At 72.0% G+C, this 24,238-nt stretch carries 17 protein-coding genes; 5 read left to right on the top strand and 12 right to left on the bottom strand.

The genetic code is table 11. The features are described 5' to 3' along the window. Positions 1–155: 155 nt before the first annotated feature. From ACFWRO_RS32420 to ACFWRO_RS32405, 4 genes are all read right to left on the bottom strand, one after another. Positions 156–1,601: an aldehyde dehydrogenase family protein gene (locus ACFWRO_RS32420; RefSeq protein ID WP_384516733.1), complete on the bottom strand. Its 1,446-nt coding sequence runs from the start codon at positions 1,599–1,601 to the stop codon at positions 156–158. A 529-nt stretch (positions 1,602–2,130) separates the two neighbouring features. Beyond that, entirely contained in the window at positions 2,131–3,099 is a 969-nt protein-coding gene (locus tag ACFWRO_RS32415) for an EamA family transporter (RefSeq protein WP_384516731.1), read from the bottom strand. Between the two features lie 578 nt (positions 3,100–3,677). Beyond that, positions 3,678–5,237 (bottom strand): PucR family transcriptional regulator, encoded by a 1,560-nt coding sequence (locus ACFWRO_RS32410; RefSeq protein ID WP_384516728.1) that lies wholly within the window; start codon positions 5,235–5,237, stop codon positions 3,678–3,680. 321 nt (positions 5,238–5,558) lie between these two features. Beyond that, positions 5,559–7,781, bottom strand: coding sequence for an ATP/GTP-binding protein (locus ACFWRO_RS32405; RefSeq protein WP_384516725.1), 2,223 nt, complete (start codon positions 7,779–7,781; stop codon positions 5,559–5,561). Between the two features lie 584 nt (positions 7,782–8,365). On the opposite strand from ACFWRO_RS32405, the gene gabT reads away from it, so the two are divergent. The 3 genes from gabT to ACFWRO_RS32390 all read left to right on the top strand — a co-directional run bounded on the left by gabT (position 8,366) and on the right by ACFWRO_RS32390 (position 11,244). After that, entirely contained in the window at positions 8,366–9,700 is a 1,335-nt protein-coding gene (gabT, locus tag ACFWRO_RS32400) for a 4-aminobutyrate--2-oxoglutarate transaminase (RefSeq protein ID WP_384516722.1), read from the top strand. A 375-nt stretch (positions 9,701–10,075) separates the two neighbouring features. Further along, positions 10,076–10,591 (top strand): phosphatase PAP2 family protein, encoded by a 516-nt coding sequence (locus ACFWRO_RS32395; protein WP_384516720.1) that lies wholly within the window; start codon positions 10,076–10,078, stop codon positions 10,589–10,591. 29 nt (positions 10,592–10,620) lie between these two features. Next, positions 10,621–11,244, top strand: coding sequence for a hypothetical protein (locus tag ACFWRO_RS32390; RefSeq protein ID WP_384516718.1), 624 nt, complete (start codon positions 10,621–10,623; stop codon positions 11,242–11,244). 83 nt (positions 11,245–11,327) lie between these two features. Here ACFWRO_RS32390 and ACFWRO_RS32385 read toward each other — a convergent pair whose 3' ends face one another. Both ACFWRO_RS32385 and ACFWRO_RS32380 read right to left on the bottom strand, forming a co-directional pair. After that, the gene (locus ACFWRO_RS32385; RefSeq protein ID WP_384516715.1) at positions 11,328–13,220 is read right to left on the bottom strand and encodes a chitinase; all 1,893 of its coding nucleotides are present in this window, start codon (positions 13,218–13,220) and stop codon (positions 11,328–11,330) included. A gap of 41 nt (positions 13,221–13,261) precedes the next feature. Then, a complete protein-coding gene (locus tag ACFWRO_RS32380; RefSeq protein ID WP_384516712.1) occupies positions 13,262–13,732 on the bottom strand; it encodes a hypothetical protein in 471 nt (156 codons plus the stop codon). Positions 13,733–14,021: 289 nt separating this feature from the next. On the opposite strand from ACFWRO_RS32380, the gene ACFWRO_RS32375 reads away from it, so the two are divergent. Next, positions 14,022–16,289 (top strand): MMPL family transporter, encoded by a 2,268-nt coding sequence (locus tag ACFWRO_RS32375; protein WP_384516709.1) that lies wholly within the window; start codon positions 14,022–14,024, stop codon positions 16,287–16,289. Between the two features lie 6 nt (positions 16,290–16,295). Here the strand turns inward: ACFWRO_RS32375 and ACFWRO_RS32370 are convergent, their stop codons facing one another. Genes ACFWRO_RS32370 through ACFWRO_RS32345 form a run of 6 tightly spaced genes read right to left on the bottom strand, consistent with a single transcriptional unit; the run spans position 16,296 to position 23,470 of the window. Continuing rightward, positions 16,296–17,714, bottom strand: coding sequence for an NAD(P)/FAD-dependent oxidoreductase (locus ACFWRO_RS32370; RefSeq protein ID WP_384516706.1), 1,419 nt, complete (start codon positions 17,712–17,714; stop codon positions 16,296–16,298). Positions 17,715–17,750: 36 nt separating this feature from the next. Next, positions 17,751–18,545, bottom strand: coding sequence for an ABC transporter permease (locus ACFWRO_RS32365; RefSeq protein ID WP_384516704.1), 795 nt, complete (start codon positions 18,543–18,545; stop codon positions 17,751–17,753). Beyond that, positions 18,545–19,480: an ABC transporter permease gene (locus ACFWRO_RS32360; protein ID WP_384516701.1), complete on the bottom strand. Its 936-nt coding sequence runs from the start codon at positions 19,478–19,480 to the stop codon at positions 18,545–18,547. Before ACFWRO_RS32360 ends, ACFWRO_RS32365 begins: the two co-directional genes overlap by 1 nt. Further along, a complete protein-coding gene (locus ACFWRO_RS32355; RefSeq protein WP_384516699.1) occupies positions 19,477–20,628 on the bottom strand; it encodes an ABC transporter ATP-binding protein in 1,152 nt (383 codons plus the stop codon). Before ACFWRO_RS32355 ends, ACFWRO_RS32360 begins: the two co-directional genes overlap by 4 nt. A gap of 50 nt (positions 20,629–20,678) precedes the next feature. Beyond that, positions 20,679–21,926: a PotD/PotF family extracellular solute-binding protein gene (locus ACFWRO_RS32350; protein WP_384516697.1), complete on the bottom strand. Its 1,248-nt coding sequence runs from the start codon at positions 21,924–21,926 to the stop codon at positions 20,679–20,681. Between the two features lie 29 nt (positions 21,927–21,955). Further along, positions 21,956–23,470, bottom strand: a complete 1,515-nt coding sequence (locus ACFWRO_RS32345) for a gamma-aminobutyraldehyde dehydrogenase (RefSeq protein ID WP_384516694.1) — start codon at positions 23,468–23,470, stop codon at positions 21,956–21,958. Between the two features lie 145 nt (positions 23,471–23,615). On the opposite strand from ACFWRO_RS32345, the gene ACFWRO_RS32340 reads away from it, so the two are divergent. After that, positions 23,616–24,194, top strand: a complete 579-nt coding sequence (locus tag ACFWRO_RS32340; RefSeq protein WP_384516692.1) for an NADAR family protein — start codon at positions 23,616–23,618, stop codon at positions 24,192–24,194. Positions 24,195–24,238: the final 44 nt, after the last annotated feature.

Below are 24,238 nucleotides of genomic sequence, written 5' to 3'. Positions count from 1 at the left end.
TGTGGCTACTGTCCGTGGTACCCGATTCCGGGCGGTTCGGAAAGACGAACGGCGACCGGTCGCCTGCGAACGTGGCCGGAAACAACCGGAAAAAGGGAGACGGCCGGAGCCCCCGCACAGTGGGCTCCGGCCGTCGGCTCTTTACTGCGTACGGGTTACAGGGCCAGGCCCGTGAGGACCAGGACGCGCTCGTACGTGTAGTCGTCCATCGCGTACTTGACGCCCTCGCGGCCGACGCCGGACTTCTTGGCGCCGCCGTACGGCATCTGGTCGGCGCGGTAGGACGGGACGTCGCCGATGATCACGCCGCCGACCTCGAGCGCGCGGTGGGCGCGGAACGCGGTCTGCAGGTCGTGGGTGAAGACGCCGGCCTGGAGGCCGAAGTCGGAGTCGTTGGCGGCGGCGAAGGCCTCGGCCTCGCCGTCGACCCTGGTGACCGTGAGGACCGGGCCGAAGACCTCGGCGCGGGCCAGGGTGACGTCGGCCGGGAGGTCGGCGAGGACGGTCGGGGCGTAGGTCGCGCCCTCGCGGCCGCCGCCGGTGAGCAGCTTCGCGCCGCCCTTGACGGCCTCGTCCACCCAGGACTCGACGCGCTTGGCGGCGTCCTCGTTGACCAGCGGGCCGACGTCGGTGGCGTCGTCCGCCGGGTCGCCGGTGACCTGGGCCTCGACGGCCGCGACGATCTTCGGGACGAGCCGGTCGTAGACGGCCGCGTCGGCGATCACGCGCTGCACGGAGATGCAGGACTGGCCGCCCTGGTAGTTGGAGAAGGTGGCGATCCGGGTCGCCGCCCAGTCCAGGTCCTGCTCGGACGCCCAGTCGCCGAGGACGACGGCGGCGGCGTTGCCGCCGAGCTCCAGGGTGCAGTGCTTGTGCGGCACGGACTGCTGGATGGCGTAACCGACGGTGTCCGAGCCGGTGAAGGAGATGACCGGGAGGCGCTCGTCCTGCACGAGGGCGGGCATGCGGTCGTTCGGCACGGTCAGGATGGACCAGGAGCCGACCGGGAGGTCGGTCTCGGCAAGCAGCTCGCCCAGGATCAGGGAGGAGATGGGGGTGGCCGGGGCCGGCTTGAGGATGATCGGGGCGCCGACGGCGATGGCCGGGGCGACCTTGTGGGCGCTGAGGTTCAGCGGGAAGTTGAACGGCGCGATGCCGAGGACGACGCCCTTGGGGATGCGGCGGGTGATCGCCAGGCGACCGACGCCGCCGGCCTCGGTGTCGAGGCGCTGGGCCTCTCCGCCGTTGAAGCGGCGGGCTTCCTCGGCGGCGAAGCGGAAGACGGAGACGGCGCGGCCGACCTCGCCACGCGCCCATTTGATGGGCTTGCCGTTCTCGGCGGAGATCAGCTGGGCGATCTCCTCGGTGCGCTCGGCGAGCCGCTTCGATACGTGGTCGAGGGCGGCGGCACGGACGTACGCCGGGCTCGCGGCGAACTCGTCGACGACGGCGTGCGCGGCGGCGACGGCCTCCTCGACCTGGGCCTCGGTGGGCACGCTGACCTTGCCGACCAGTCGTCCGTCATAGGAGTTCGTGACGTCGAAGGTGGCGTCGCCGGTGGCCTCGCGGCCGGCGAGCCAGAAGGCGTGGGTGGCAGTCATTGCGTCCCGGCCCTTTCGTATCGGGGGTGCGAGCGATTGCTCTCGTGCCACGTTAGGGCGAAGGGGGCGGGGGGTGGTTTGTGCGGTGTGGAGTGGTGGGGGTGGGGGACTCTTACGGATTGGCACGGGGGCGGCTTGGGCGTGGGGGCCGGGGCGGGCTCGGGGGGCCCGGGGCGGGGGCCCGGGGCTGGGCCCGGGGCTGGGCCCGGGGCTGGGCCCGGGGCGGGCCCGGCCGCGGGCCCGGTGCGGTTTCGCGCCGGCGCCGGCGCCGGTCCGATTCTGGTCCGGTTCTAGTCCGGCTTCTGGTTCCGGCCCCGGTCCGGGTTCCGGCCCCGGTCCGGGTTCCGGCCCCGGTCCGGGTTCCGGCCCCGGTCCGGGTTCCGGCCCCGTCCGGTCCGCCCCCGGTCCGCCCCCGGTCCGGCCCTGGTCCGCCCCGGTCCGGCCCTGGTCCGGCCCTAGTCCGGCCCTGGTCCGGCCTCGGTCCGGCCTCGGTCCGGCCCGGCCCCGCTCCGGTCCGGTCCGGTCCCGGTCAGCGGCGGCGTTCCGTCGTCACGATCAGGCAGACGCCCGCCACGACCACCGCGCCGCCGAGGGCGATGGGCCAGGTGAGTGCCTCGTCCAGGACGAGGGCGCCGAGGAGGACGGCGACGACCGGGTTGACGTACGCGTACGTGGCGACGAGCGAGAGCGGTGCGGTCTGGAGCAGCCAGGCGTACGCGGTGAAGGCGATCAGGGACCCGAAGACGACGAGGTAGGCGAGGGCGGTCCAGGACCGGGCGGAGATCGCCGCGAGGTCGAGACCGTACTGCTCGCCCCTGATCAGGCCGACCGCGGCGCAGCCGAGGCCGCCGGCGACCATCTCGTACGCGCTGGCGGTGAAGGGGTTGGCGGGCATCTGGATGCGCGAGGAGGAGAAGGAGCCTACGGACCAGGCCAGGGTCCCGATGACGACGAGGACGACACCGCCGATGCGGACGTCTCCGGTGACTCCGGGGAGGGTGAGGATCGCGAGGCCGGCCAGGCCCAGGAGGACTCCGGCCACGCCCCCGGGGGTGGGGCGCTCGCCGAATCCGGCCTTGAGGACGACGACCCAGGCGGGGACGACGGCGACGAGGAGGGCGGCGAGACCAGAGGGGATCGAGGTCTCGGCGAGGACGACGAGGCCGTTGCCGCCGAGGAGCAGGAGCAGCCCGACAAGGGCGGCGGAGCCGAGCTGCGCTCGGGTGACCTTGAGCGCGGAGGGGCCTTGGCGCCAGGCGATCAGGGCGACGAGGAGGAGGCCCGCGACGACGAAGCGGAGCCCGGCGGAGAGGAACGGCGGCATCGTCTCGACGGCGATCCGGATCCCGAGGTACGTCGACCCCCAGACGACGTACACGATCCCGAGGCCCGCCCAGACTGCGCCGGATATCCGCCGGGTGGGGGTGGGCGCGGGGCCCGTTCCGGGCTTTTGGGTGTCGGGTCGGACCTCGTGAGCCGGTTCGGCGGGGCTTGTCATGCGCAGGAGATTAGGGAGTTCGGGGCCGAATGACCAGGAAAACTGCCCGAGTTCGGGCAGGGGGGACGGTTTTTGGGCGCGTGGGTGGGCGATGAGGGTGGGTGATGGCGGTCGGCGGGCGGGGTCGGGGTCGGGGTCGCCTGCGGCGAGCTCTTCCCCCACCCCGCCCCTTCCCGCACCGGGGCTCGCCCCGGACCCCAGGACGGACGGCGCGGGGCTGGGGCGGGTTGGTCCCAGGACGACGCGGGGCTCGCGCCGAGGGCTCCGCCGCGCCGGTCTCTGGCCACCAGGGCCCCGCAACAGGCGCCCCGCGCCGGGCGCGCCGAGGCGCTTCCGGCGGGGGCGCTTGTTCCCAGGCCGCCCCTGGCTCCGGCCCGGCAGCTCTCGTCCCGCGCGGAGGGCGCCTGACTCGGGGGTGGGGCTTGGTCCCAGCTCACGCCTCGCGCCGAGCGCGCCCCGGCCGGGGCGCTGGGGCCCGGGGCCGCGCGGACGCACCGAGGGTTCCGCCCCGACGGGGCGAGGGAACCCCTTCGCGCTGGGCGCGCCTCAGGCCAGGCCGCCCTTCCGCCGCCCCGCGCTCAGCGGGTGTCCGCGTCCGATCCCGTGGCCTTGAGGGCCAGCCACAGTTCCATGCGGACGTCCGGGTCGTCCAGGGAGCGGCCCAGGATCTCCTCCACGCGGCGCATGCGGTAGCGGAGGGTGTGGCGGTGGACGCCCAGGTCGGCGGCGGCTGCGTCCCATTGGCCGTGGCGGGAGAGCCAGGCGCGCAGAGAGGCGACCAGGTCGCCGCGGCCCGTCGCGTCGTGTTCGTACAGGGCTCGGAGCATCCCGTCCGCGAAGGCGCGTACCGCGTCGTCGGCCAGGAGAGGGAGGACGGAGCCCGCCGCCAGGTCCTCGTGCTCGACCAGGGCCTTGCCGCGCCGGCGGGCGACCGAGAGGGCCTGTTCGGCCTGCTTGTAGGCGGCCGCCGCCGCGATCGGGCCCGCCGGGGCGGAGAGCCCGACGACGACGCCGGCCTCCTCCGCGTCCCGTTCCGCGTACGCCTCGCAGGCCGAGACGACCGCCCCGCCGTCCCCGGCCAGGACCAGCAGGCGCTCCTCGCCCTCCGGGACCGTCAGAACCGTTTCGCCCGCCCGCGCCGCCGCCGACTCCAGGGCCTCGGCCAGCTCCGGCAGCGGCGGCTCGCCCTCCCGCTCCCCCGCCGCCTGCTCGGCGATGAGCAGGCGGAAGGGCGCGTCGAGTAGCCCGCCGTACAGGTCGCCCGCCACCGCGCGCGCGTGGTCCGGTTGGCCCGACAGCATCATCCGCAGCACCGCCGCCCCGAGCCGCGCCTCCGCCGCCTGCAGCGAGCGCGAACGCTCGGTGGTCAGCGTGAGCAGGGCGATCGCGGAGTGCACGGCGTACCGTTCCGCCGTCCCGAGCGGCGCGCCCGTGCCGACCGCGAGCGCGCCCCTGACCCGCCGCCCCGTGCCCAAGGACTGGAGCTCGACCCGGTCCTCCGTGCCGCCGACGACCGCGCTCGCGGGCGCGGGCCGCTCCCGGAGCCGTTCGACGTCGGGCGTCAGCCGGGCGGCCCGGCGCGCCGCCCACTCGGGCGACGCGGCAAGGACCGTCCCGGAGGTGTCGTACAGCGCCGCCCAGCCGTCCACGTGCGCCGCGAGCCGTGCGACGACGGCGTCCGGGCCCTCCGCGAGCGCCGCCCGCGTCATCTCCCGCTGGGCCTCGAAGCCCGCCGTGACCGCCCGGTACTGGTCGGCCGCGATGGCCGCCGACACCGCCTTGCTGATGGCCAGGAACGGGGTCCTGCGCGGTACTTCGAGCAGCGGAAGACCCTCCGTCCCCGCCGCCTCCACGAGCGCCGGCGGGATGTCGTCGTAATTGACGCCGATGGCGAAGCCGAGCCCCACCACGCCCGCGCCGAGCAGCCGCCGGACGTAGCGGCGCATCGCCTCGACGTCCCCGGCGTCCAGGGTGAGCCCGGTGGTGAGCAGCAGTTCGCCGCCCTCCATGTAGGGGACGGGGTCGGTGAGCTCGCTGACGTGGGCCCAGCGGACGGGGGTGTCGAGGCGGTCCTCACCCGCGCGGACGGTGAGCTTGAGCGCCGAGTGCTGGGCGAGGGAAGCGAGGGTGGGCGGCATTGGGGACCGTCGGTCCTTTGGGGAGGGGTCGCCGCTCAGCCGAGCGGCGACCTCGATTGTGCCAGGGCCCACGCGCGCCCGCTTCGGCTCGACTCGGCCACCGCGCGCGCCCGCTTCGGCCACCGCGCAGCACCTCGGCCACGCCGCGCGCCGCCTCAGCCGCACCGCGCACGACCTCGGCCACACCCGCACCGCCTCAGCCACACCGCGCGCCGTCCCGGCAACACCGCTGCACCACCCCCGGCCACACCGCGCACCGCCTCAGCCACACCGCCGCGCGCCGCCCCGGCAACACCGCTGCACCGACCCCCCGGCCGACCGTCAGCCCCGCAGGTCCACCAGGAGCGGTGGCGTGTGCTCGCCACGGACGTGGGTCAGGGAGAGCACGGCGTGCCCGGCGGGGACGGCGTGCGCGAGGTCCGAGGCCGACCAGCGCTCGCGCTCCACCTCCCGTACGGTCACGGCCTCCGCCGTCGCCGCCCGGCCGGTCACCAGGCGGCGCATGAAGTGCAGGGCCTTGGTCAGCGGCTCGTCGGAGATGATCTGCCGGTTGGTGACGTCCCGGGTCTGCACCCATTCGGTGCCCCAGGTCTCGGCGAACCGGCCGCCGTCCCAGGGCGCGATCCCGGCGAACGCCATCCGGCAGCCGACCGCCCCGAGCAGCGGTCCGCGCAGCGCCTCCGGTACGTCCTCCAGGCTGCGCAGCGCGAGCACGACGCCCGCGTTGGCCGAACGCAGCCGCTGGAGCGCCCGTACGGAGTCGCCGGTGACGGTGTACGTCGCGTCGTCGAGGACCAGGCAGGCGAAGAGCGAGCGGTCGCGGCGGGCGAGGGCGGCCTCCGCGAACTGGGCGAGCAGCAGCCGGGAGACGATCCGGGAGGCCTCGGCGTGCCCGCGTTCGGGCAGGTCGACGCGGACGCGGAGCGGGTGTTCGACGGCCCGGAGCGAGAACTGCGGACGGTCGTCCCGGCCCTCCGCTCCCTCGCCCTCCGTGCGGAAGAAGCCCGCGAAGGCCGGGCGGTCCAGGAAGGCGATGCGCTCGGCGAGCAGGACACCCGTCTCGTCGCCGCGGTCCGCCTGGCGCTGCCGCGCGTCGAGCTCGCGCAGCTGGGCGGGGTCGTCGGCGACGGCGGCCCGGAGCGCGCCGAGCGTCTCGGGCGTCCCGGCGAGCAGCTCGCGCAGTTCGGGCACGCCGGGGAAGCGGCCGTACGCGGCCCGGAACGGGCCGATCAGCTGGGCGAGCGCGGTGCCGGCCCGGCGGCTGTCGGTGGTGAGGTCCCCGACGAGGGCCTCGGCCAGGATCCGCGCGGCCTCGTCGGGGTCGTCGGAGCCGCCGTACAGGTCCAGGTCGTGGGTGGACCCGGGCCGCCCGACGGAGACGACCACGTCGAAGGAGTCGTCCGGGCCGATGCCGGCGCCCTGGGCGGTGACGGCGACGACGGCGGCCCTGTTGGCGAGGGCCTGCAGGCAGAGCGCCTCGACGACGGGCCGGACGAGCCGCACGGTCTTCCCGGCGCCCGCGGGCCCGACGGCGAGCAGTGAGGTGCCGAGCACGGCCGGTTCGAGGGCGACGCCGGTGGTGCGCCGGGCGTAGGGGTTACGGGAGTGGTCGGCGGCGGTGCCGATGAGGACCTGTCCGGTGGCGAGGTCGTGGGTGGCGGTACGGACGGGCAGGTCGCGCAGGCCCGAGGGGTGGCCGCAGGCGGCGGCGCCCCGGGTGCGGACGGCCTCGGTGAAGGCGGCGAGGCGTTCGGGACGGGTCCGTACGCCCTGCCAGGCGCGGCGGATCCGGGCGTAGTCGACGTCCCCGAGCGCGCCCTGCCGGGTGGCCTCGGCGAGCCGGTCGGCCGCCTCGGGCAGCCCGGCGTCCCGCAGCTCGGGCCAGCCGGCGGGGTCGGCCTCCGGCCGGGGTGGGGGCGGCGGGGTGGCGGACGCGGACGCGGAGTCGCCGGTTCCGAACCGTCGCCGCACCGCGGGCCAGGCGCCGGCCCTGCCGACGGCCGCGACGAGGGCGGCGATCAGGAGGACGTAGTAGAGGTTCGAGACCCAGGTGAGCCAGGTGACGGTGCGGGGCATGTCGCGCCAGACACCCGGCAGGAGCACGAACAGGGGCCAGATGGGAACGCCATAGCGCTGCCAGACCTCGCGCCAGTTGCCGACGCGGCCGAAGCCGACGGAGAAGAGGGCGAGGAGGATCGCGTACCAGAGGTAGGTGGCGCCGACGTAGGCCTCGAAGTCGGGGCTCACGGGGTTGCGCCACTCGTCGGGGACGAGCCAGAGCATGGGGAGCAGCCACCAGTCGTTCACGAAGATCCACCACCCCTCCAGATAGCCGTTCCAGAGGAGCGACCAGAGGAGCCAGCCGCAGAGGTACGCGACGAACGCGCCGGTCACCAGCTGGCGGCCGGGTACGAGGTCGGGCTCCTCCTCTGGCCGCTCGCGGTGCCCGAGCCGCCAGACGCCGGGGGCGGCGGCGGGACGGGGGATGCGGAGCCACTCGGCGACCCCGATCCGGCTGGGCGCGTGTGCCGGCGGCGCGGGCACGCGGGACGGCGCCGCGGCGGAAGCCGCCGAAGGCGCCTGGGATGGGGGGCCGGGGGGCGCGGGCGGGCTGGACGGCACGGCCGGCCCGGACGTCGCGGACGGCACGGGCACCCCGGACGGCACCGGCGGACCCGCCGGGCGCGGCACCGCGCCAGCCCGGGGCTCACGCGCCTCGGCCCCATGGGGCTCACGCGACTCGCTCCCCCAGGCGTCACGCGCGTCGCCCCCACGAGACTCACGCGACTCGCTCCCCCGGGCATCACGCGCCTCGGACCCGCCAGGCCCACGCGGCTCGCCTGCCCGGGGGTCGCGCGGCTCGCCGCTCCCCCGGGTGTCGCGTGACTCGTACGTGCCTTCGGTCTCCATGAAACCCCTGCCCCCTGACCAGCCAGGTCGCCGCATCTGTGCCACCGTCAATCTAGTGGGCACGGCCCGGCCCGGAGCGGTTTCCCCGCCGCCATGTCCAGTCCGGACAACGACATACCCCGCAACACTCCCGAACGGCGCATGCCCGTGCCCCGCCCCCGCGCCTAGCCTGCGGAGGAAACCCACAAGAGCGTCCAGAACACCCCCAGGAGCCTCGCATGAACGCTGTCCCGCAGGAGCGGCGCCTCGTCACCGCCATTCCCGGCCCGAAGTCGCAGGAGCTTCAGGCCCGCCGCCTCGACACCGTGGCCGGCGGCGTGGGCTCCGTACTGCCCGTCTTCACCGCGAAGGCCGGCGGCGGCATCATCGAGGACGTCGACGGCAACCGCCTGATCGACTTCGGTTCCGGCATCGCCGTGACCTCCGTCGGCGCCTCCGCCGAGGCCGTCGTGCGCCGCGCCGCCGCGCAGCTCGCCGACTTCACGCACACCTGTTTCATGGTGACGCCGTACGAGGGTTACGTCGAGGTCTGCGAGGCCCTCGCCGAGCTGACCCCGGGCGACCACGCCAAGAAGTCCGCGCTCTTCAACTCGGGCGCCGAGGCCGTCGAGAACGCGGTCAAGATCGCCCGCTCGTACACCAAGCGCCAGGCCGTCGTCGTCTTCGACCACGGCTACCACGGCCGCACCAACCTCACGATGGCGCTGACGGCGAAGAACATGCCGTACAAGCAGGGCTTCGGCCCGTTCGCGCCCGAGGTCTACCGCGTGCCGGTCGCCTACGGCTACCGCTGGCCCACCGGCGCCGAGAACTGCGGCCCCGAGGCCGCCGCCCAGGCGATCGACAACATCACCAAGCAGATCGGCGCCGAGAACGTCGCCGCGATCATCATCGAGCCGGTCCTCGGCGAGGGCGGCTTCATCGAGCCGGCCAAGGGCTTCCTGCCGGCGATCGTGAAGTTCGCCAACGACAACGGCATCGTCTTCGTCGCCGACGAGATCCAGTCCGGCTTCTGCCGCACCGGCCAGTGGTTCGCGTGCGAGGACGAGGGCATCGTCCCGGACCTGATCACGACCGCCAAGGGCATCGCGGGCGGTCTGCCGCTCGCCGCCGTCACCGGCCGCGCCGAGATCATGGACTCCGTGCACGGCGGCGGCCTCGGCGGCACCTACGGCGGCAACCCGGTGGCCTGCGCCGGCGCGCTCGGCTCCATCGAGACGATGAAGGAGCTCGACCTCAACGCCAAGGCGAAGCACATCGAGTCCCTCATGAAGACCCGCCTGTCGGCGATGGCGGAGAAGTTCGACGCCATCGGTGACATCCGCGGCCGCGGCGCCATGATCGCCATCGAGCTGGTCAAGGACCGCGCGACCAAGGAGCCGAACCCGGAGGCCGCCGGCGCGCTCGCGAAGGCCTGCCACGCCGAGGGCGTGCTGGTCCTGACCTGTGGCACCTACGGCAACGTGCTCCGCTTCCTGCCGCCGCTGGTCATCGGCGACGACCTCCTGAACGAGGGACTCGACATCATCGAGAACGCGTTCGGTCAGATCTGATCCGATCAGACGCGGTGTGAAGAGAGTGTGGGGGGCCGATGGCGGGATGGAGATCCGGCTGTCGGTCCCCTTCTGTCTGCCGTACGGTTTCTGCAGATGAGAGAAACACCCCGCTCGCAGGAGACTGCGGGCGACAACAGGTCGGAGCATCCCCAGCCCCGTCCTGGTCGCGCCCTGGCGCACACCACTGGAGCCTCGCGCTCCGGAACTCCTCACCGATCGGACGTCCGCCCGCCCCACACCCCCCGGGGCGCGCGGCAGCCCGATCACCTCGGACGCCCCGGAACCACCCCCCCTGTTCCGGGGCGTCCGGCTGTCTTCTTCTCGGTCGCCCTGCTGGCGCTCATCACCTGGCAGGTCCTGGTGGACGGCCCCTTGGCCCGCCTGGACGAGCGCGTCTCGCGCTCCCTGGTCGACCTGATCCCCCGCCAGGTCTCCGAACTCGGCGCCGACCTCGGCAACATGACGGTCGCCCTCCCGGTCCTGGCCTGCGCGATGGCGTACGCGATCTGGCGCGGCCACCGCACCCAAGCCCTGTTCGCGGGCCTCACCATGGCCGCCGTCCCGCTCCTGGTCATCCCCCTGAAGGAGTGGACGGCCCGCCCGGGCCCCCTGGAACCCTGGGCGGCCGGCTACTACCCCTCGGGCCACACGGCGACGGCGATGGTGGCGTACGTAGGCGCCGCCTTCCTGGTGTCACGCCGCCTCCTCCCCCTCGCCGCCGTCCTGACGGCCCTGACGGGCGCGGGCCTGATCCTCCGCGGCTACCACTGGCCCCTGGACGTCCTGGCCTCGCTCGCCCTCTGCGTCCCCCTCCTGCGCTGGCCTGTCATCGCCACGCGATACGGTCGCCCCTCACATTCGGCGACCGACGATCCGGAGCAGCGATGACGATTCAACGGCCAGGACTACCGGGAGACTTGCCGTCCCCCGAGGTGCTGTGGGCACGCTGGGCCCTGGTGGCCGTGGTCGAGGCGACGACCGAGGAGGAGCAGAGCACGAGGTACCGGACCGGCTGCTGGATCGACGACGAGGGGCTCCACCTCGACGACTGCGGCTGCACCTGGTGGACGTTCTCCCGCATCGGCGAGGGCCGTTACGTGCTCTTCGGCGAGGACGAGTCGAGCGGGTGCAAGTGGCACCGGCCGCCGGTCGACATGCTGGCGGGCGGCCCCGACTGGCTCCCCTACGAGGAGCTGCGCGACCGCCTCGACGGGAACGAACTGGGCTGCGTCTACTGGTACGAGGACGGCGCCTGGGCGCGCGCCCCGTACCCCGACGACCTGGACGACGACGGCCTCGACTGCGGAATGAGCCGCTTCGTCGACCGTGACGACGCCCTGGGCCTCCTGGGCGAACACCTCCGCCGCGACGGCGGGACGTCCGCCGCGACCCTGCTGGAGCACGCCGAGGCATACCGCCTGACACCGGAGCTCCTGGAGTCTCTGGTCGCCCCCGCCGACGGGGGCGCCCCGGACCTCCCGGCCATGACCCGCGCCCTGGACCGGGCCGGACTGACGGCGCGGGCGACGTCGGTCGGCTGAGCTCCGGACACGCGACGGCCGGTCGCGCGGGCATGCGCGCGACCGGCCCGTCCTTGCTGTTCGCCGATGTCCTGGGGTGAGTGTCAGCTCCAGTTATAGGCGTCGAAGTTCCGGCTGAACTCGCCGCCGTTGAAGCGGTCCCAGTTGATCGACCAGGTCATCAGGCCGCGCAGGGCGGGCCAGGTGCCGTGGGTCTGATACGGGCCGCAGTTGACCTTCCTCGTGAGGCAGTCGAGGGCCTTGTTGACCTCGGCCGGGGTGGTGTGGCCGTTGCCCGCGTTGGGGGAGGCCGGGAGGCCGATGGCGACCTGGTCGGGGCGGAGGGCCGGGAAGACGCGGTCGGTGTTGCCGGCGACCGGGAAGCCGGTGAGGAGCATGTCGGTCATGGCGATGTGGAAGTCCGCGCCGCCCATGGAGTGGTACTGGTTGTCGAGGCCCATGATCGGGCCCGAGTTGTAGTCCTGGACGTGGAGCAGGGTGAGGTCGTCGCGCAGGGCGTGGATGACCGGGAGGTAGGCGCCGGCGCGCGGGTCCTGGCCGCCCCACTGGCCGGAGCCGTAGAACTGGTAGCCGAGCTGGACGAAGAAGGTCTCCGGGGCCATCGTCAGGACGAAGTTCGCGCCGTACTTGGCCTTGAGGGTCTTGATCGCCGAGATCAGGTTGACGATCACCGGGCTCGTGGGGCTGCGGAAGTCCGTGTCGCCCGTGTTGAGCGACAGGGAGTGGCCCTCGAAGTCGATGTCCAGGCCGTCGAGTCCGTACTCGTCGATGATCTTCGAGACGGAGGTGACGAAGGCGTCGCGCGCGGCCGTGCTGGAGAGCTGGACCTGGCCGTTCTGGCCGCCGATGGAGATCAGGACCTTCTTGCCGGCCGCCTGCTTGGCCTTGATGGCCGCCTTGAAGTCCGCGACCGACTCGACGTTCGGGCATTCCGTGGCCGGGCAGAGCGAGAAGCGGATGTCGCCCGAGGTCACCGAGGTCGGCTCGCCGAAGGCGAGGTTGATGACGTCCCAGGAGTCGGGGACGTCGGCCATCCGGGTGTAGCCGGAGCCGTTGGCGAAGCTCGCGTGGAGGTAGCCGACGAGCGCGTGGGCGGGCAGGCCCGGGTTGCCGCCGCCGCCGGACGTCGTGGTCGCCGAGACCGCCCCGGACTTGGCCGACTCGCCCGCGCTGTTCACTGCGGAGACCTGGAAGCTGTACGAGGTCGAGGGCGCGAGGCCGGTCGCGGTGTACGAGGTGCCGGTGGCCGTCCCCGCGAGGACGCCGCCGCGGTAGACCTTGTAGGAGGTCGCGCCGGAGACCGCGGGCCAGGACAGCGGTACGGAGGTGGAGGTCGGGGAGCCCGCCGCGAGGCCGGTGGGGACGGCCGGTATCTGGACGGGGTCGCCGCCGGGGCCGAAGAGGGAGACGTCGTCGGCGTGGTAGGCGCCGGTGCCGTACCAGCCGTGGGTGTAGAGGGTCACGGAGGTGGTCGAGGCGCCGGTCGTGAAGGTGGTGCTGAGCTTCTGCCAGTCGGGGGCGGACTGGGTCCAGGTGGAGACGTCGGTGGTCCCGGTGCCGGACGCGCCGAGGTAGACGTAGCTGCCGCGCACCCAACCGCTGAGCGTGTAGGCGGAGTTCGGCTTCACGGTGACCGTCTGGGAGCACTTGGCCTGGTCGCTGCCGGCCGGGGTCGCCAGCAGGGCCTTGGTCCCGCCGTGCACGGGGGACGAGACGACGGCTCCGCTGCCCGCCGTACAACTCCAGCCGTCCAGGCCGGATTCGAAGCCGCCGTTGCGGGCCAGCTCGGAGTCGGCGGCCTGGGCCACGGGGGTGAGGGCGACGAGCCCGCCGGCGGCGAGCACTCCCGCCAGGGCGAGCACGAGCGGCCTGCCGCCTGCGCGTCTGGTGCGTCTTGTGCCTCGGGATCTTGTGGTGCGGTCCACAACTGCCTCCGGGGGTGGGGGAATCGAGGTGGAACGAGCGCGCCACAGCATGGTCCAGACCAATCAAGTGGTCAAGACCTCTCTCCGCCCGCTCAGTACCCCTCCCCGCCCTCCCCCCGCGCCAGACCCCCCGCCGCCTCGTGCATCGCCAGCTCCAGGAGCGCCGCGTCGTTGAGCGTGCCGCTCCCGTCCGGGGTCACCAGCCAGCGGACCCCGCCGGTCGTCCGGCCCGGGTACGGGACGACGATCCAGGTGCCGCGGCCCGCGCTGCGCACGCCCGTGCCGAGCCAGCGGGAGGCCGTGCCCGGGGGGACGAAGAAGCCCATCCGCGCCTCCCCGAAGTCGGCGAGGACCGGGCCTGGTCGGTCCACGAGCCGGGTCAGCACGTCGAGCGTGGGGTACCCGAGCTCCCCCGGCAGGATCAGCACGTCCCACCGCCTGCCGGCCGGCAGCAGCGCGATCCCGAGCGGATTGCGCTCCCACTCCCAACGGCAGGCGTCGGGATCCGGTGCCACCGACACCAGCCACTCCACCGCGGTCTTGGCCGCCCCCGAACCAGTCATGGCCTACGGCCTCCCTTCCCTGTGCGGACACGGTGTCCACACGCAGAGAGCGGGCTCGGTGACGATCATTACGCGGGTTCGGGCCACCAGTTGGTAGTGAGCTGGGTCACATCGCGTGCGATTGGGGTGCGCCCGGGGCGCGCACCGCCCGGACCGCGCCCCTCCCCCTTCGGCGCGCGCCCGTTCGGGTGGAGAGCGGTGGGCCTGGTCGGCGGCCTCCCGTGCCCGCCCGCCGTCGCGTGTTCGTATGGCTCTCCGTACGCGCGCCGCACTCGCCCCGGGAGCCCCCATGTCGAAACGCACCTCGTCGGGCAAGGGACTGCTGCGGCGGATGGGCGAGTGGTCGGCCCGGCACTTCGTGATCGTCCTCGTCGCCTGGGTGGTGGCGCTGGGCGCCCTGATGGTGCTGAAGAACGCGTACGGCGGCGAGTACTCCGACAACTACTCGCTGCCCGGCACCCAGTCCCAGGAGGGGCTCGACGTGCTGCGCGCGCACGAGCCCGCCGCCGGCGGCTACAGCGCGCAGGTGGTGCTGTACGACGGCGCCAAGCCGCTCACCGAGGTCAGCGACCAGATCTCGTCCGCCGTGGACGCGCTGAAGAAACTCCCTGACGTCCTCAACGCCACGAGCCCGCTGCCCGCGCCCGGCAGCCAGCCTCCCACCCCGCCCCCGGGCACACCCAACGTCGGGCCGCTGTCCAGCGACGGGAAGACCGGGTACATCACCATCCGCTTCAGCGTGCAGCCCAGCACCCTCGGCGACGACTACCTCACCGGTGTGGACAGTGCCGTGGAGCCCCTGCGCGCCGCCGGGGTCGAGGTCGAGTACGGCGGTTCGCTGGGTGAACTGGCCCGGCCCGAGGCGGACGACCGGGTGAGCGAGGCGATCGGCTTCGGCGTCGCGATCGTCGTCCTGATCATCGGCTTCGGAAGTCTGATCGCCGCCGTGCTCCCGCTGGTCACCGCCCTGGTGGCGGCCCTCTGCGGACTGGCGGCGCTCGGTCTCCTCGCCTCCGTGTGGACCTTCGCGACGGTCTCCCCCACCCTGGCCACGATGATCGGCATCGGCGTCGGCATCGACTACGCGCTCTTCCTCATCACCCGGCACCGGCAGCTGCTGATGAACGGTCAGGACCCGGTGACGGCGGCCGGGATCGCCACGGCGACCAGCGGGCGTGCCGTCCTCGTCTCGGGCTGCACCGTCATCATCGCCCTCTGCGGCCTCTGGGTCTCCGGGCTCAGCTTCATCGGGCTGCTCGGCCTGGCCGCGACCTCCACCGTGGTCACGGCCGTCATCGGCGCCCTCACGCTCGTCCCGGCGATGCTCGGGCTCATCGGGCGCCACATCGACCGGTTCCACCTGCGCGAGCCCGTGGCCGAGGTCGACGAGACGACCGGCGAGGCGACCGGCACCTGGCACCGCTACGCCCTGCGCGTGGAGCGCCGTCCCTGGTGGTTCCTCGCCTCGGGCGTCGTCGTCCTCGTCGTGCTCGCCATCCCGCTGTTCTCCATCCAGCTCGGGCACATCGGCGACGGCGCGGACCCGAAGTCCTTCACCGACCGGCGCGCGTACGACCTGATGTCCTCGGCCTTCGGGCCCGGCTCCAACGGACCCCTGACGCTGGTGATCGACCAGACCTCGGTCCCGGCGGCCGACCGTTCCTCGCTGGCGAGCCAGGCGCAGAAGGCGCTCACCGGCGTTCCCGACGCCCTTCTGATCACCCCGCTCACGCCGACCTCGGACGGCGACGTCCTGCTCGCGACGGCCTACTCGGTCGCCGCCCCGCAGGACGAGAAGACCACGTCCCTGACCAATCGCCTCACCGACGACGTGCTCCCGCAGGCGGTCAGCGGTACCACCGCGGCCACGTACGTCACCGGCACCACCGCCGCGCAGGTGGACTTCCTCGACATCGTCTCGAGCCGGCTGCCGCTCATCATCGCGGTGGTCGTGGCCCTGGCGTTCCTCGTCATCCTGGTCGTCTTCCGCGGCCCGCTCGTCGCCCTCAAGGCGGCGCTGCTCAACCTGCTCTCGATCGCCGCCTCGTACGGCGTGATCGTCGCCGTCTTCCAGTGGGGCTGGGGCGGCCCGGCGCTCGGGGTCTCCGGTGACGTGCCCATCGAGAGCTATGTGCCGATGATGATGTTCGCCATCGTCTTCGGCCTCTCCATGGACTACGAGATCTTCCTGCTGTCCCGGGTCCACGAGGCGTGGCTGCGCACCGGCGACGCGAAGGCGAGCGTGGCGCACGCCCTGGAGATCACGGCCCGGGTCATCACGTGCGCGGCGCTCATCATGGTGAGCGTCTTCGCGGCCTTCATCCTCAACGACAACATCGTGATCAAGATGATGGGCCTCGGTCTCGCGGCGAGCGTGCTCATCGACGCGACGGTCGCGCGGCTGCTGCTCGTGCCCGCCGTGATGACGCTGCTCGGGAAGTCGGCCTGGTGGACGCCGCGCTGGCTGGACCGGATCCTGCCGCACGTCGACACCGAGGGCGAGGACGAGATGCCCCCGCCGGCCGGTGGGCCGACGGGGGCAGCGAAGAAGGCCTGAAACAGCTCAGCTGTCGAAGCCGAGGCCCACGCGGTCCATGGCCTTCAGCCACAGGTTGCGCCGGCCGCCGTTCTCGTCGGCGCGGGCAAGTGACCACTTGGTGAGGCCGATGCCCGCCCAGGCGATGGGCTCCGGCGGGAACGGCAGCGGCTTGGAGCGGACCATCTCCAGCTCGGTCCGCTCGGTGCGCTCACCGGCAAGGAGGTCGAGCATCACGTCGCCGCCGAAGCGGGTGGCGCCCACGCCGAGGCCGGTGAAGCCCGCCGCGTACGCGACCTTGCCCTGGTACGCCGTACCGAAGAAGGCCGAGAAGCGCGAGCAGGTGTCGATCGCGCCGCCCCAGGCGTGGCTGAAGCGGAGCCCCTCCAGCTGCGGGAAGCAGTGGAAGAAGTGCTCGGCGAGCTTCAGGTAGGTCTCCGGGCGGTGGTCCATCTCGGCGCTGACCTTGCCGCCGAAGCGGTAGATCGCGTCGTAGCCGCCCCACAGGATCCGGTTGTCGGCGGTGATCCGGAAGTAGTGGAACTGGTTGGCGCTGTCCCCGAGGCCCTGGCGGTTCTTCCAGCCGACGGCGGCGAGCTGCTCGGGCGAGAGCGGCTCGGTCATCAGGGCGTAGTCGTAGACCGGGACCGTGTAGTGCCGGACGCGCTTGACCAGCGACGGGAAGACGTTGGTGCCGAGCGCGACGCGGCGGGCGAGGATCCTGCCGTACGGGGTGCGGACGCCCATGCCCGCGCCGACGGAGGCCAGGTCGAGGCCCGGGGTGTTCTCGTAGATCCGTACGCCCAGGTCCTGGCAGGCCTGCTTGAGGCCCCAGGCCAGCTTCGCCGGGTCGAGCATGGCGACGCCGCGCCGGTCCCACAGGCCGGCGAGGAAGGTCGGGGAGTCGACCTCCGCACGGACGGCGTCGCCGTCGAGGAGGTCGAGGCCGTCGGCGAGACCGAGCCGCTCGATCTCCTCGTACATCTCGTGGAGCTCGTCCACCTGGTGCGGCTCGGTGGCGACGTCGATCTCGCCGGTGCGCTCGAAGTCGCAGTCCAGTCCGTAGCGGGCGACCGCCGCCTCGATGGCGTCGAGGTTGCGCTCGCCGAGCTCCTCCAGCTTCGGCAGCTCGCCCGGCCAGCGGGCGAGCCCGTTGCCGAAGCCGTGTGTGAGGGAGGCGGCGCAGAAGCCTCCGTTGCGGCCCGAGGCGGCCCAGCCCACCTCGCGGCCTTCGATCAGTACGACATCCCGGGAGGGGTCGCGCTCCTTGGCGAGGAGCGCGGTCCACAGTCCGCTGTAGCCGCCGCCGACGACGAGGAGATCGCACTTCTCGGTGCCGGTGAGGGCGGGCAGGGCTCCGGGCTTGCCGGGGTCTTCCAGCCAGAAGGGGACGGGCTGGGCGTCGGAGAGAGATTGGGCAGCGAGACGCATGGCGCGTGGGGCCATGGTTTCCAACTCCTTCAGGTGTTGCTCGGGGTCATCTCAGCTTGTCGCTGTTTTCTTGCGCCGGTTCGTGATGATCTGTCCGGCTACCACCACCAGTACAGCAATGACGAACATCGCCGTGCCGATGACGTTGATCTGGACGGGCGTACCGCGCTGTGCCGAGCCCCAGACGAACATGGGGAAGGTGACGGTCGAGCCCGCGTTGAAGTTGGTGATGATGAAGTCGTCGAAGGAGAGCGCGAAGGCGAGCAGCGCGCCGGCGGCGATGCCGGGGGCGGCGATCGGCAGGGTCACCCGTACGAAGGTCTGCACCGGTCCCGCGTAGAGGTCGCGGGCGGCCTCCTCCAGGCGCGGGTCCATCGACATCACGCGCGCCTTGACCGCCGTCACCACGAACGACAGGCAGAACATGATGTGGGCGATCAGGACCGTCCAGAAGCCGAGCTCGGCGCCCATGTTGAGGAAGAGCGTGAGCAGGGAGGCGGCCATGACGACCTCGGGCATGGCCATCGGCAGGAAGATCAGCGAGTTGATCGCGCCGCGCGCCCGGAAGCGGTAGCGGACGAGCGCGAAGGCGATCATCGTGCCGAGGATCGTGGCGCCGAGGGTGGCCCAGGCGGCGATCTGCAGGGACAGGGTGAGCGAGCCGCACAGGTCGGCGACGCCGCAGGGGTCCTTCCAGGCGTCCAGGGAGAAGCGCTGCCAGGCGTAGTTGAACCGCCCGTTCGGCTTGTTGAACGAGAACACCATCACGACGATGTTCGGCACGATCATGTACGCGAGCGTCAGCAGGCCCGCGATGACGACAAGGTTCCGACGGATCCAACGCATCAGACCAGGTCCTCCGTTCCCGCGCGGCGGATGTAGACGGTGACCATGAGCAGCACGATCGCCATGAGGATGAAGGAGAGGGCGGCGGCCGTCGGGTAGTCGAGAACGCGCAGGAACTGCGACTGGATGACGTTGCCGACCATCTTGGTGTCGGTCGAGCCGAGCAGTTCGGCGTTGACGTAGTCGCCGCTCGCCGGGATGAAGGTGAGTAGCGTGCCGGAGACGACGCCGGGCATCGACAGCGGGAACGTCACCTTGCGGAAGGTGGTGGCGGGGGACGCGTACAGGTCCTTCGCGGCCTCGTGCAGCCGGCCGTCGATCCGCTCCAGGGAGGTGTAGAGCGGCAGGATCATGAAGGGCAGGAAGTTGTACGTCAGACCGCAGACCACCGCCATCGGGGTGGCGAGCACGCGGTCGCCCTGGGTCCAGCCGAGCCAGCTGGTCACGTCCAGGACGTGCAGCGCGTTGAGCGCGTCGACCACCAGGCTGTCGTCCGCGAGGATCGTCTTCCAGGCCAGGGTCCGGATGAGGAAGCTGGTGAAGAACGGCGCGATGACGAGGACGAGCACCAGGTTGCGCCAGCGGCCGGCCTTGAAGGCGATCATGTACGCCAGCGGGTAGCCGAGGAGCAGGCACAGGAGCGTGGCGGTACCGGCGTACAGCAGGGAGCGGACGAACTGCGGCCAGTACTCCTGGAAGGCGTCCCAGTACGTCTGGAAGTGCCAGGTGACCTCGAAGCCCTTCTCCAGGGAGCCGGTCTGCACGGAGGTCGAGGCCTGGTAGACCATGGGCAGCGCGAAGAAGACGAGCAGCCAGATGATGCCGGGCAGCAGCAGCCAGTAGGGGACGAGCCGCTTGCGGGTGGAGGGCTTGCGCGTCACCGGTGCTCCGGACGGCGCGGTCTCCTCCTCCTTGGTGAGGGTGGGGGCGCTCATCCGGCGTCCTCCACCGTCTCCACGCCCGCGTCGATGTCCTGATCGGCGTCGAGGCCGAAGGTGTGCGCGGGGTTCCAGTGCAGGACGACCTCGGCGCCGGGGCGGAGGCGGGCGTCGCGCTCGATGTTCTGCTCGTAGACCTGGAGTTCGGCCCCGGCCGGCGAGTTGACGACGTACTGCGTGGAGACGCCGATGAAGGAGGAGTCGGCGATCCGGCCGGTCACCTTGTTGCGGCCGTCGGCTATCGAGGCCGCGTCGTCGGCGTGGGTGAGGGAGATCTTCTCGGGGCGGACGCCCACGAGGACCTTGCCGCCGGTGCGCACGGTCGCCGAACAGCGGTCGGCGGGCAGCCGGAGCTTGCCGCCGCCGGCCGTGACGACCAGGTCGGAGCCGCCGGTCTCGGCGACCTCGGCCTCGATGAGGTTGGAGGTGCCGAGGAAGTTGGCGACGAAGGTGGTGCGGGGGTTCTCGTAGAGGTCGGCGGGGGCGCCGAGCTGCTCCACCCGGCCGCCGTTCATCACCGCGACCTGGTCGGCCATGGTCATGGCCTCCTCCTGGTCGTGGGTGACGTGCACGAAGGTGATGCCGACCTCGGTCTGTATCCGCTTCAGCTCCAGCTGCATCTGGCGGCGCAGCTTGAGGTCGAGCGCGCCGAGCGGCTCGTCGAGGAGCAGGACCTGCGGGTGGTTGATGAGGGCGCGGGCCACGGCGACGCGCTGCTGCTGGCCGCCGGAGAGCTGGTGCGGCTTGTGCCGGGCCTTGTCGCCGAGCTGGACGAGCTCCAGCATGTCGTCGACCTGCTTCTTGACGGACTTGATGCCGCGCCGGCGCAGACCGAAGGCGATGTTCTCGCTGACGTCCATGTGCGGGAAGAGCGCGTAGGACTGGAAGACGGTGTTGACCGGCCGCTTGTACGGCGGGAGGTCGGTGACGTCCTTGTCGCCGAGGAAGACCGAGCCGGTGCTGGGGTCCTCAAGGCCTGCGATCATCCGCAGCGTGGTCGTCTTGCCGCAGCCGGAGGCGCCGAGCAGCGCGAAGAACGAGCCCTGCGGGACGGTCAGGTCGAGCGGGTGGACGGCGGTGAAGGAGCCGTACGTCTTGCTGATGCCGGTGAGACGGACGTCGCCGCCGGTGTTCTTGTCAGTCATGGGTTGCGATCCCAGGGTTCGTAAGTGCGGAGGAGGTGGACGGCGGAGACTCAGGCGCCGATGAGCTTGGCGAACTTCTCCTCGTACGCCGTCTCTTCCTGGCTGCTCAGCGAGCGGAAGGCGTGCGACTTCGCGGCCATGGCCTTGTCGGGGAGGATCAGCGTGTTGGAGGCGAGCTCGGGGTCGATCTTGGCGAGCTCGTCCTTCACCCCGTCGACCGGGCAGACGTAGTTGATGTACGCGGCGAGCTGGGCGGCGACCGGGAGCTCGTAGTAGTAGTCGATGAGCTTCTCGGCGTTGGCCTTGTGCCGGGCCTTGGTCGGGACCATCAGGTTGTCGCTGGAGGTGATGTAGCCGGCCGAGGGGATCGCGTACTGGATGTCCGGGTTGTCGGCCTGGAGCTGGATGACGTCACCGGCCCAGGCGAGGCAGGCGGCGAGGTCGCCCTTGTCCAGGTCCGAGGTGTAGTCGTTGCCGGTGAAGCGGCGGATCTGCTTCTTGTCGACGCCCTTCTGGAGCCGGCCTATCGCCTGGTCGTACTCGGCGTCGGTGAACTTCCCGGGGTCCTTGCCCATGTCCAGCAGGGTCATGCCGACGGTGTCGCGCATCTCCGTGAGGAAGCCGACCCGGCCCTTGAGGGCGGGGTCGTCCAGGAGCTGGGTGACGGAGTCGATCCTCTTCCCGCCGGTCGCCTTGGTGTTGTAGGCGATGACGGTGGAGATGCCGGTCCACGGGTACGAGTAGGCGCGGCCCGGGTCCCAGTCGGGGCGGCGGAACTGCGCGGAGAGGTTCGCGTACGCGTTGGGGAGGTTGGCCGCGTCGAGCTTCTGCGCCCAGCCGAGCCGGATGAGGCGGGCGGCGAGCCAGTCGGTGACGCAGATCAGGTCGCGGCCGGTGTCCTGGCCGGCCGCGAGCTGCGGCTTGATCTTGCCGAAGAACTCGACGTTGTCGTTGATGTCCTCGGTGTACTTGACCTTGATCCCGGTGCGCTTGGTGAACGCCTCCAGGGTCGGGCGGGACTTCTCGTCCTCGCTGACGTCCATGTACTCGGTCCAGTTGGAGAAGCTGAGCTGCTTCTCCTTCGCCGAGAAGTCGGTGGACGCGGGGCCCTCGCCCTCGCGCTTGGCCGGCGGGATGCCGCACGCGCTCAGAGACGCGAGGCCGCCGATCGTGAGCGCGCCGACGCCTCCGGCGCGCAGCATCGAACGGCGGGTGAGGGCACCCCGGCCACTCGTCAGACTGCGTCGCATCGCCGCGAGTTGCGCGGCGGACAGGCTGTCGGGCTCGTACTGGTCCATGCGCTGTGCCTTCCGGGGGTTGGGGAGGACTACCGGTCTCCGAAGATCGTGCGGTGCCAGTCCTTCCGGACGGCCGCGGTGTTTTCGTACATCACATGCTTGACCTGCGTGTACTCCTCGAAGGAATACGCCGACATGTCCTTTCCGAACCCGGAGGACTTGTACCCGCCGTGCGGCATCTCGCTGATGATCGGAATGTGGTCGTTGACCCAGACGCATCCCGCTTTGATCTCGCGGGTGGCGCGGTTGGCGCGGAAGACGTCACGGGTCCAGGCGGAGGCGGCCAGGCCGTACGGGGTGTCGTTGGCGAGCCGGAGGCCTTCGTCGTCGCTGTCGAAGGGCAGGGCGACCAGGACGGGTCCGAAGATCTCGGACTGGACGATCTCGCTGTCCTGGGCGGCCCCGGTGATCAGGGTGGGGAGATAGTACGCGCCGTTCTTCAGCTCCCCGCCCGGGACCTGGCCGCCGGTGACGACGGTGGCGTAGCCGCGGGCGCGGTCGACGAAGCCGGCGACGCGGTCGCGCTGGGCGTGGCTGATGAGCGGGCCGAGGTCGGTGGCGGCGTCGAAGGGGTCGCCGAGGCGGACGGTCTCCATGAGCTCGGCGACGCGGGCGACGAAGGCGTCGAAGAGCGGGCGCTGGACGTAGGCGCGGGTGGCGGCGGTGCAGTCCTGGCCGGTGTTGATGAGGGAGGCGGCGACGGCGCCGTTGGCGGCGGCCTCCAGGTCGGCGTCGTCGAAGACGACGAAGGGGGCCTTGCCGCCGAGTTCGAGGTGGAGCCGCTTCACGGTGGAGGTGGCGATCTCGGCGACGCGCTTGCCGACCGGGGTGGAGCCGGTGAAGGAGGTCATGGCGACGTCGGGGTGGCCGACGAGGTGCTCGCCGGCGACGCGCCCTGCGCCGTTGATGATGTTGACGACGCCGTCGGGGATGCCGGCGTCGGTGGCGGCCTGGGCGAACAGGAGGGAGGTGAGCGGGGTGAGTTCGGCCGGCTTCAGGACGATCGTGTTGCCGGCGGCGATGGCCGGGAGGATCTTCCAGGCGGCCATCTGGAGCGGGTAGTTCCAGGGTGCGATGGAGCCGACGACACCGATGGGCTCGCGCCGTACGTACGAGGTGTGGTCGCCGCTGTACTCGCCGGCGGACTGCCCTTGGAGGTGACGGGCGGCTCCGGCGAAGAAGGCGGTGTTGTCGACGGTCCCGGGAACGTCGAACTCGGTGGACAGCTTGATCGGCTTGCCGCACTGGAGGGACTCGACGCGGGCGAAGTCGTCCGCGCGCTCGGCGAGGACACCGGCGAAGCGGTGCAGCGCGTCGGAGCGCTCACCGGGGGTCGCCCCCGCCCAGCCGGGGAACGCCGCGGTGGCGGCGGCGACGGCGTCGTCCACGTCGGCGGCGGACGCGAGGGTGTAGGTGTAGACGCTCTCCCCTGTGGCCGGATCGACGACGCTGTGCTCGTCCTCCGAGGTCCCGGGCCGCAGCCGCCCGCCGATGTACTGTGCGCCGTCCGCGAAGCGGTCCGTCACCTGGAAGCGGTTGCCCATGACGCTCTCCGTTGTTCCAGCTCGAATTGAGTGCCGATCCTGACAGAGTGATATCCGACCAACAAGTGATTCCGTTGTTGCCTTTTGGTTACGCGACGGAATCGGTCGACCATGTGTCGAGGACCATGGAAAATCTCCATACGGAATGTCCGTGGCGGCTGCCAGACTGCCATGCATGGGGCAGATCGAGACATTGACGCAGCAGGTCAGACAGGGTGAGAAGGTCAAGTTCCTACCCTTCTGGGGCCACCGTCCAAGGCCCGACGGGCAGCTTTCGGCGAGCTGTCTCAGCCAATGGTGGGAGTCCCCCTTCGAGGTCGAGGGCGTGCGGTACGCGACCGCCGAGCACTGGATGATGGCGGCGAAGGCCCGGCTCTTCGGCGACCCGGAGGCGGAGCGCGCCGCGCTGTCGTCCCGTACGCCCGCGGAGGCCAAGAAGGCCGGGCGCCTGGTGCGCGGCTTCGACGGGACGGTGTGGGAGCGGGAGCGCTTCGGGATCGTGGTGGAGGGCAGCGTCCACAAGTTCGCCTCGGACGAGGCGCTGCGGGCGTTCCTGCTCGGCACGGGCGGCCGCGTCCTGGTGGAGGCGAGCCCGGTGGACCGCGTCTGGGGCATCGGCCTCGCCGCCGACGACCCCCGCGCCACGGACCCCGCCCGCTGGCGCGGCCTGAACCTCCTGGGCTTCGCCCTCATGGAGGCCCGGGAGAGGCTGCGGGGCGGCTGACCGAGCCGCGCGGACACGGAGAAGGGCCCCGCGCATGCGAAGCG

The sequence above is a fragment of the Streptomyces sp. NPDC058579 genome (assembly GCF_042718575.1).
Lineage (GTDB): Bacteria > Actinomycetota > Actinomycetes > Streptomycetales > Streptomycetaceae > Streptomyces.
This window is presented reverse-complemented; position numbering and strand designations above follow the sequence as displayed.

Coding starts and splice junctions, on each gene's coding strand:
- ACFWRO_RS32420 (WP_384516733.1), bottom strand. CDS start 1,601: ATGACTGCCACCCACGCCTTCTGGCTCGCCGGCCGCGAGGCCACCGGC.
- ACFWRO_RS32370 (WP_384516706.1), bottom strand. CDS start 17,714: ATGGCCCCACGCGCCATGCGTCTCGCTGCCCAATCTCTCTCCGACGCC.
- ACFWRO_RS32340 (WP_384516692.1), top strand. CDS start 23,616: ATGTCCGTGGCGGCTGCCAGACTGCCATGCATGGGGCAGATCGAGACA.
- ACFWRO_RS32350 (WP_384516697.1), bottom strand. CDS start 21,926: ATGGACCAGTACGAGCCCGACAGCCTGTCCGCCGCGCAACTCGCGGCG.
- ACFWRO_RS32410 (WP_384516728.1), bottom strand. CDS start 5,237: ATGCCGCCCACCCTCGCTTCCCTCGCCCAGCACTCGGCGCTCAAGCTC.
- ACFWRO_RS32385 (WP_384516715.1), bottom strand. CDS start 13,220: ATGCTGTGGCGCGCTCGTTCCACCTCGATTCCCCCACCCCCGGAGGCA.
- ACFWRO_RS32380 (WP_384516712.1), bottom strand. CDS start 13,732: ATGACTGGTTCGGGGGCGGCCAAGACCGCGGTGGAGTGGCTGGTGTCG.
- ACFWRO_RS32375 (WP_384516709.1), top strand. CDS start 14,022: ATGTCGAAACGCACCTCGTCGGGCAAGGGACTGCTGCGGCGGATGGGC.
- ACFWRO_RS32345 (WP_384516694.1), bottom strand. CDS start 23,470: ATGGGCAACCGCTTCCAGGTGACGGACCGCTTCGCGGACGGCGCACAG.
- ACFWRO_RS32355 (WP_384516699.1), bottom strand. CDS start 20,628: ATGACTGACAAGAACACCGGCGGCGACGTCCGTCTCACCGGCATCAGC.
- ACFWRO_RS32360 (WP_384516701.1), bottom strand. CDS start 19,480: ATGAGCGCCCCCACCCTCACCAAGGAGGAGGAGACCGCGCCGTCCGGA.
- ACFWRO_RS32415 (WP_384516731.1), bottom strand. CDS start 3,099: ATGACAAGCCCCGCCGAACCGGCTCACGAGGTCCGACCCGACACCCAA.
- gabT (WP_384516722.1), top strand. CDS start 8,366: ATGAACGCTGTCCCGCAGGAGCGGCGCCTCGTCACCGCCATTCCCGGC.
- ACFWRO_RS32365 (WP_384516704.1), bottom strand. CDS start 18,545: ATGCGTTGGATCCGTCGGAACCTTGTCGTCATCGCGGGCCTGCTGACG.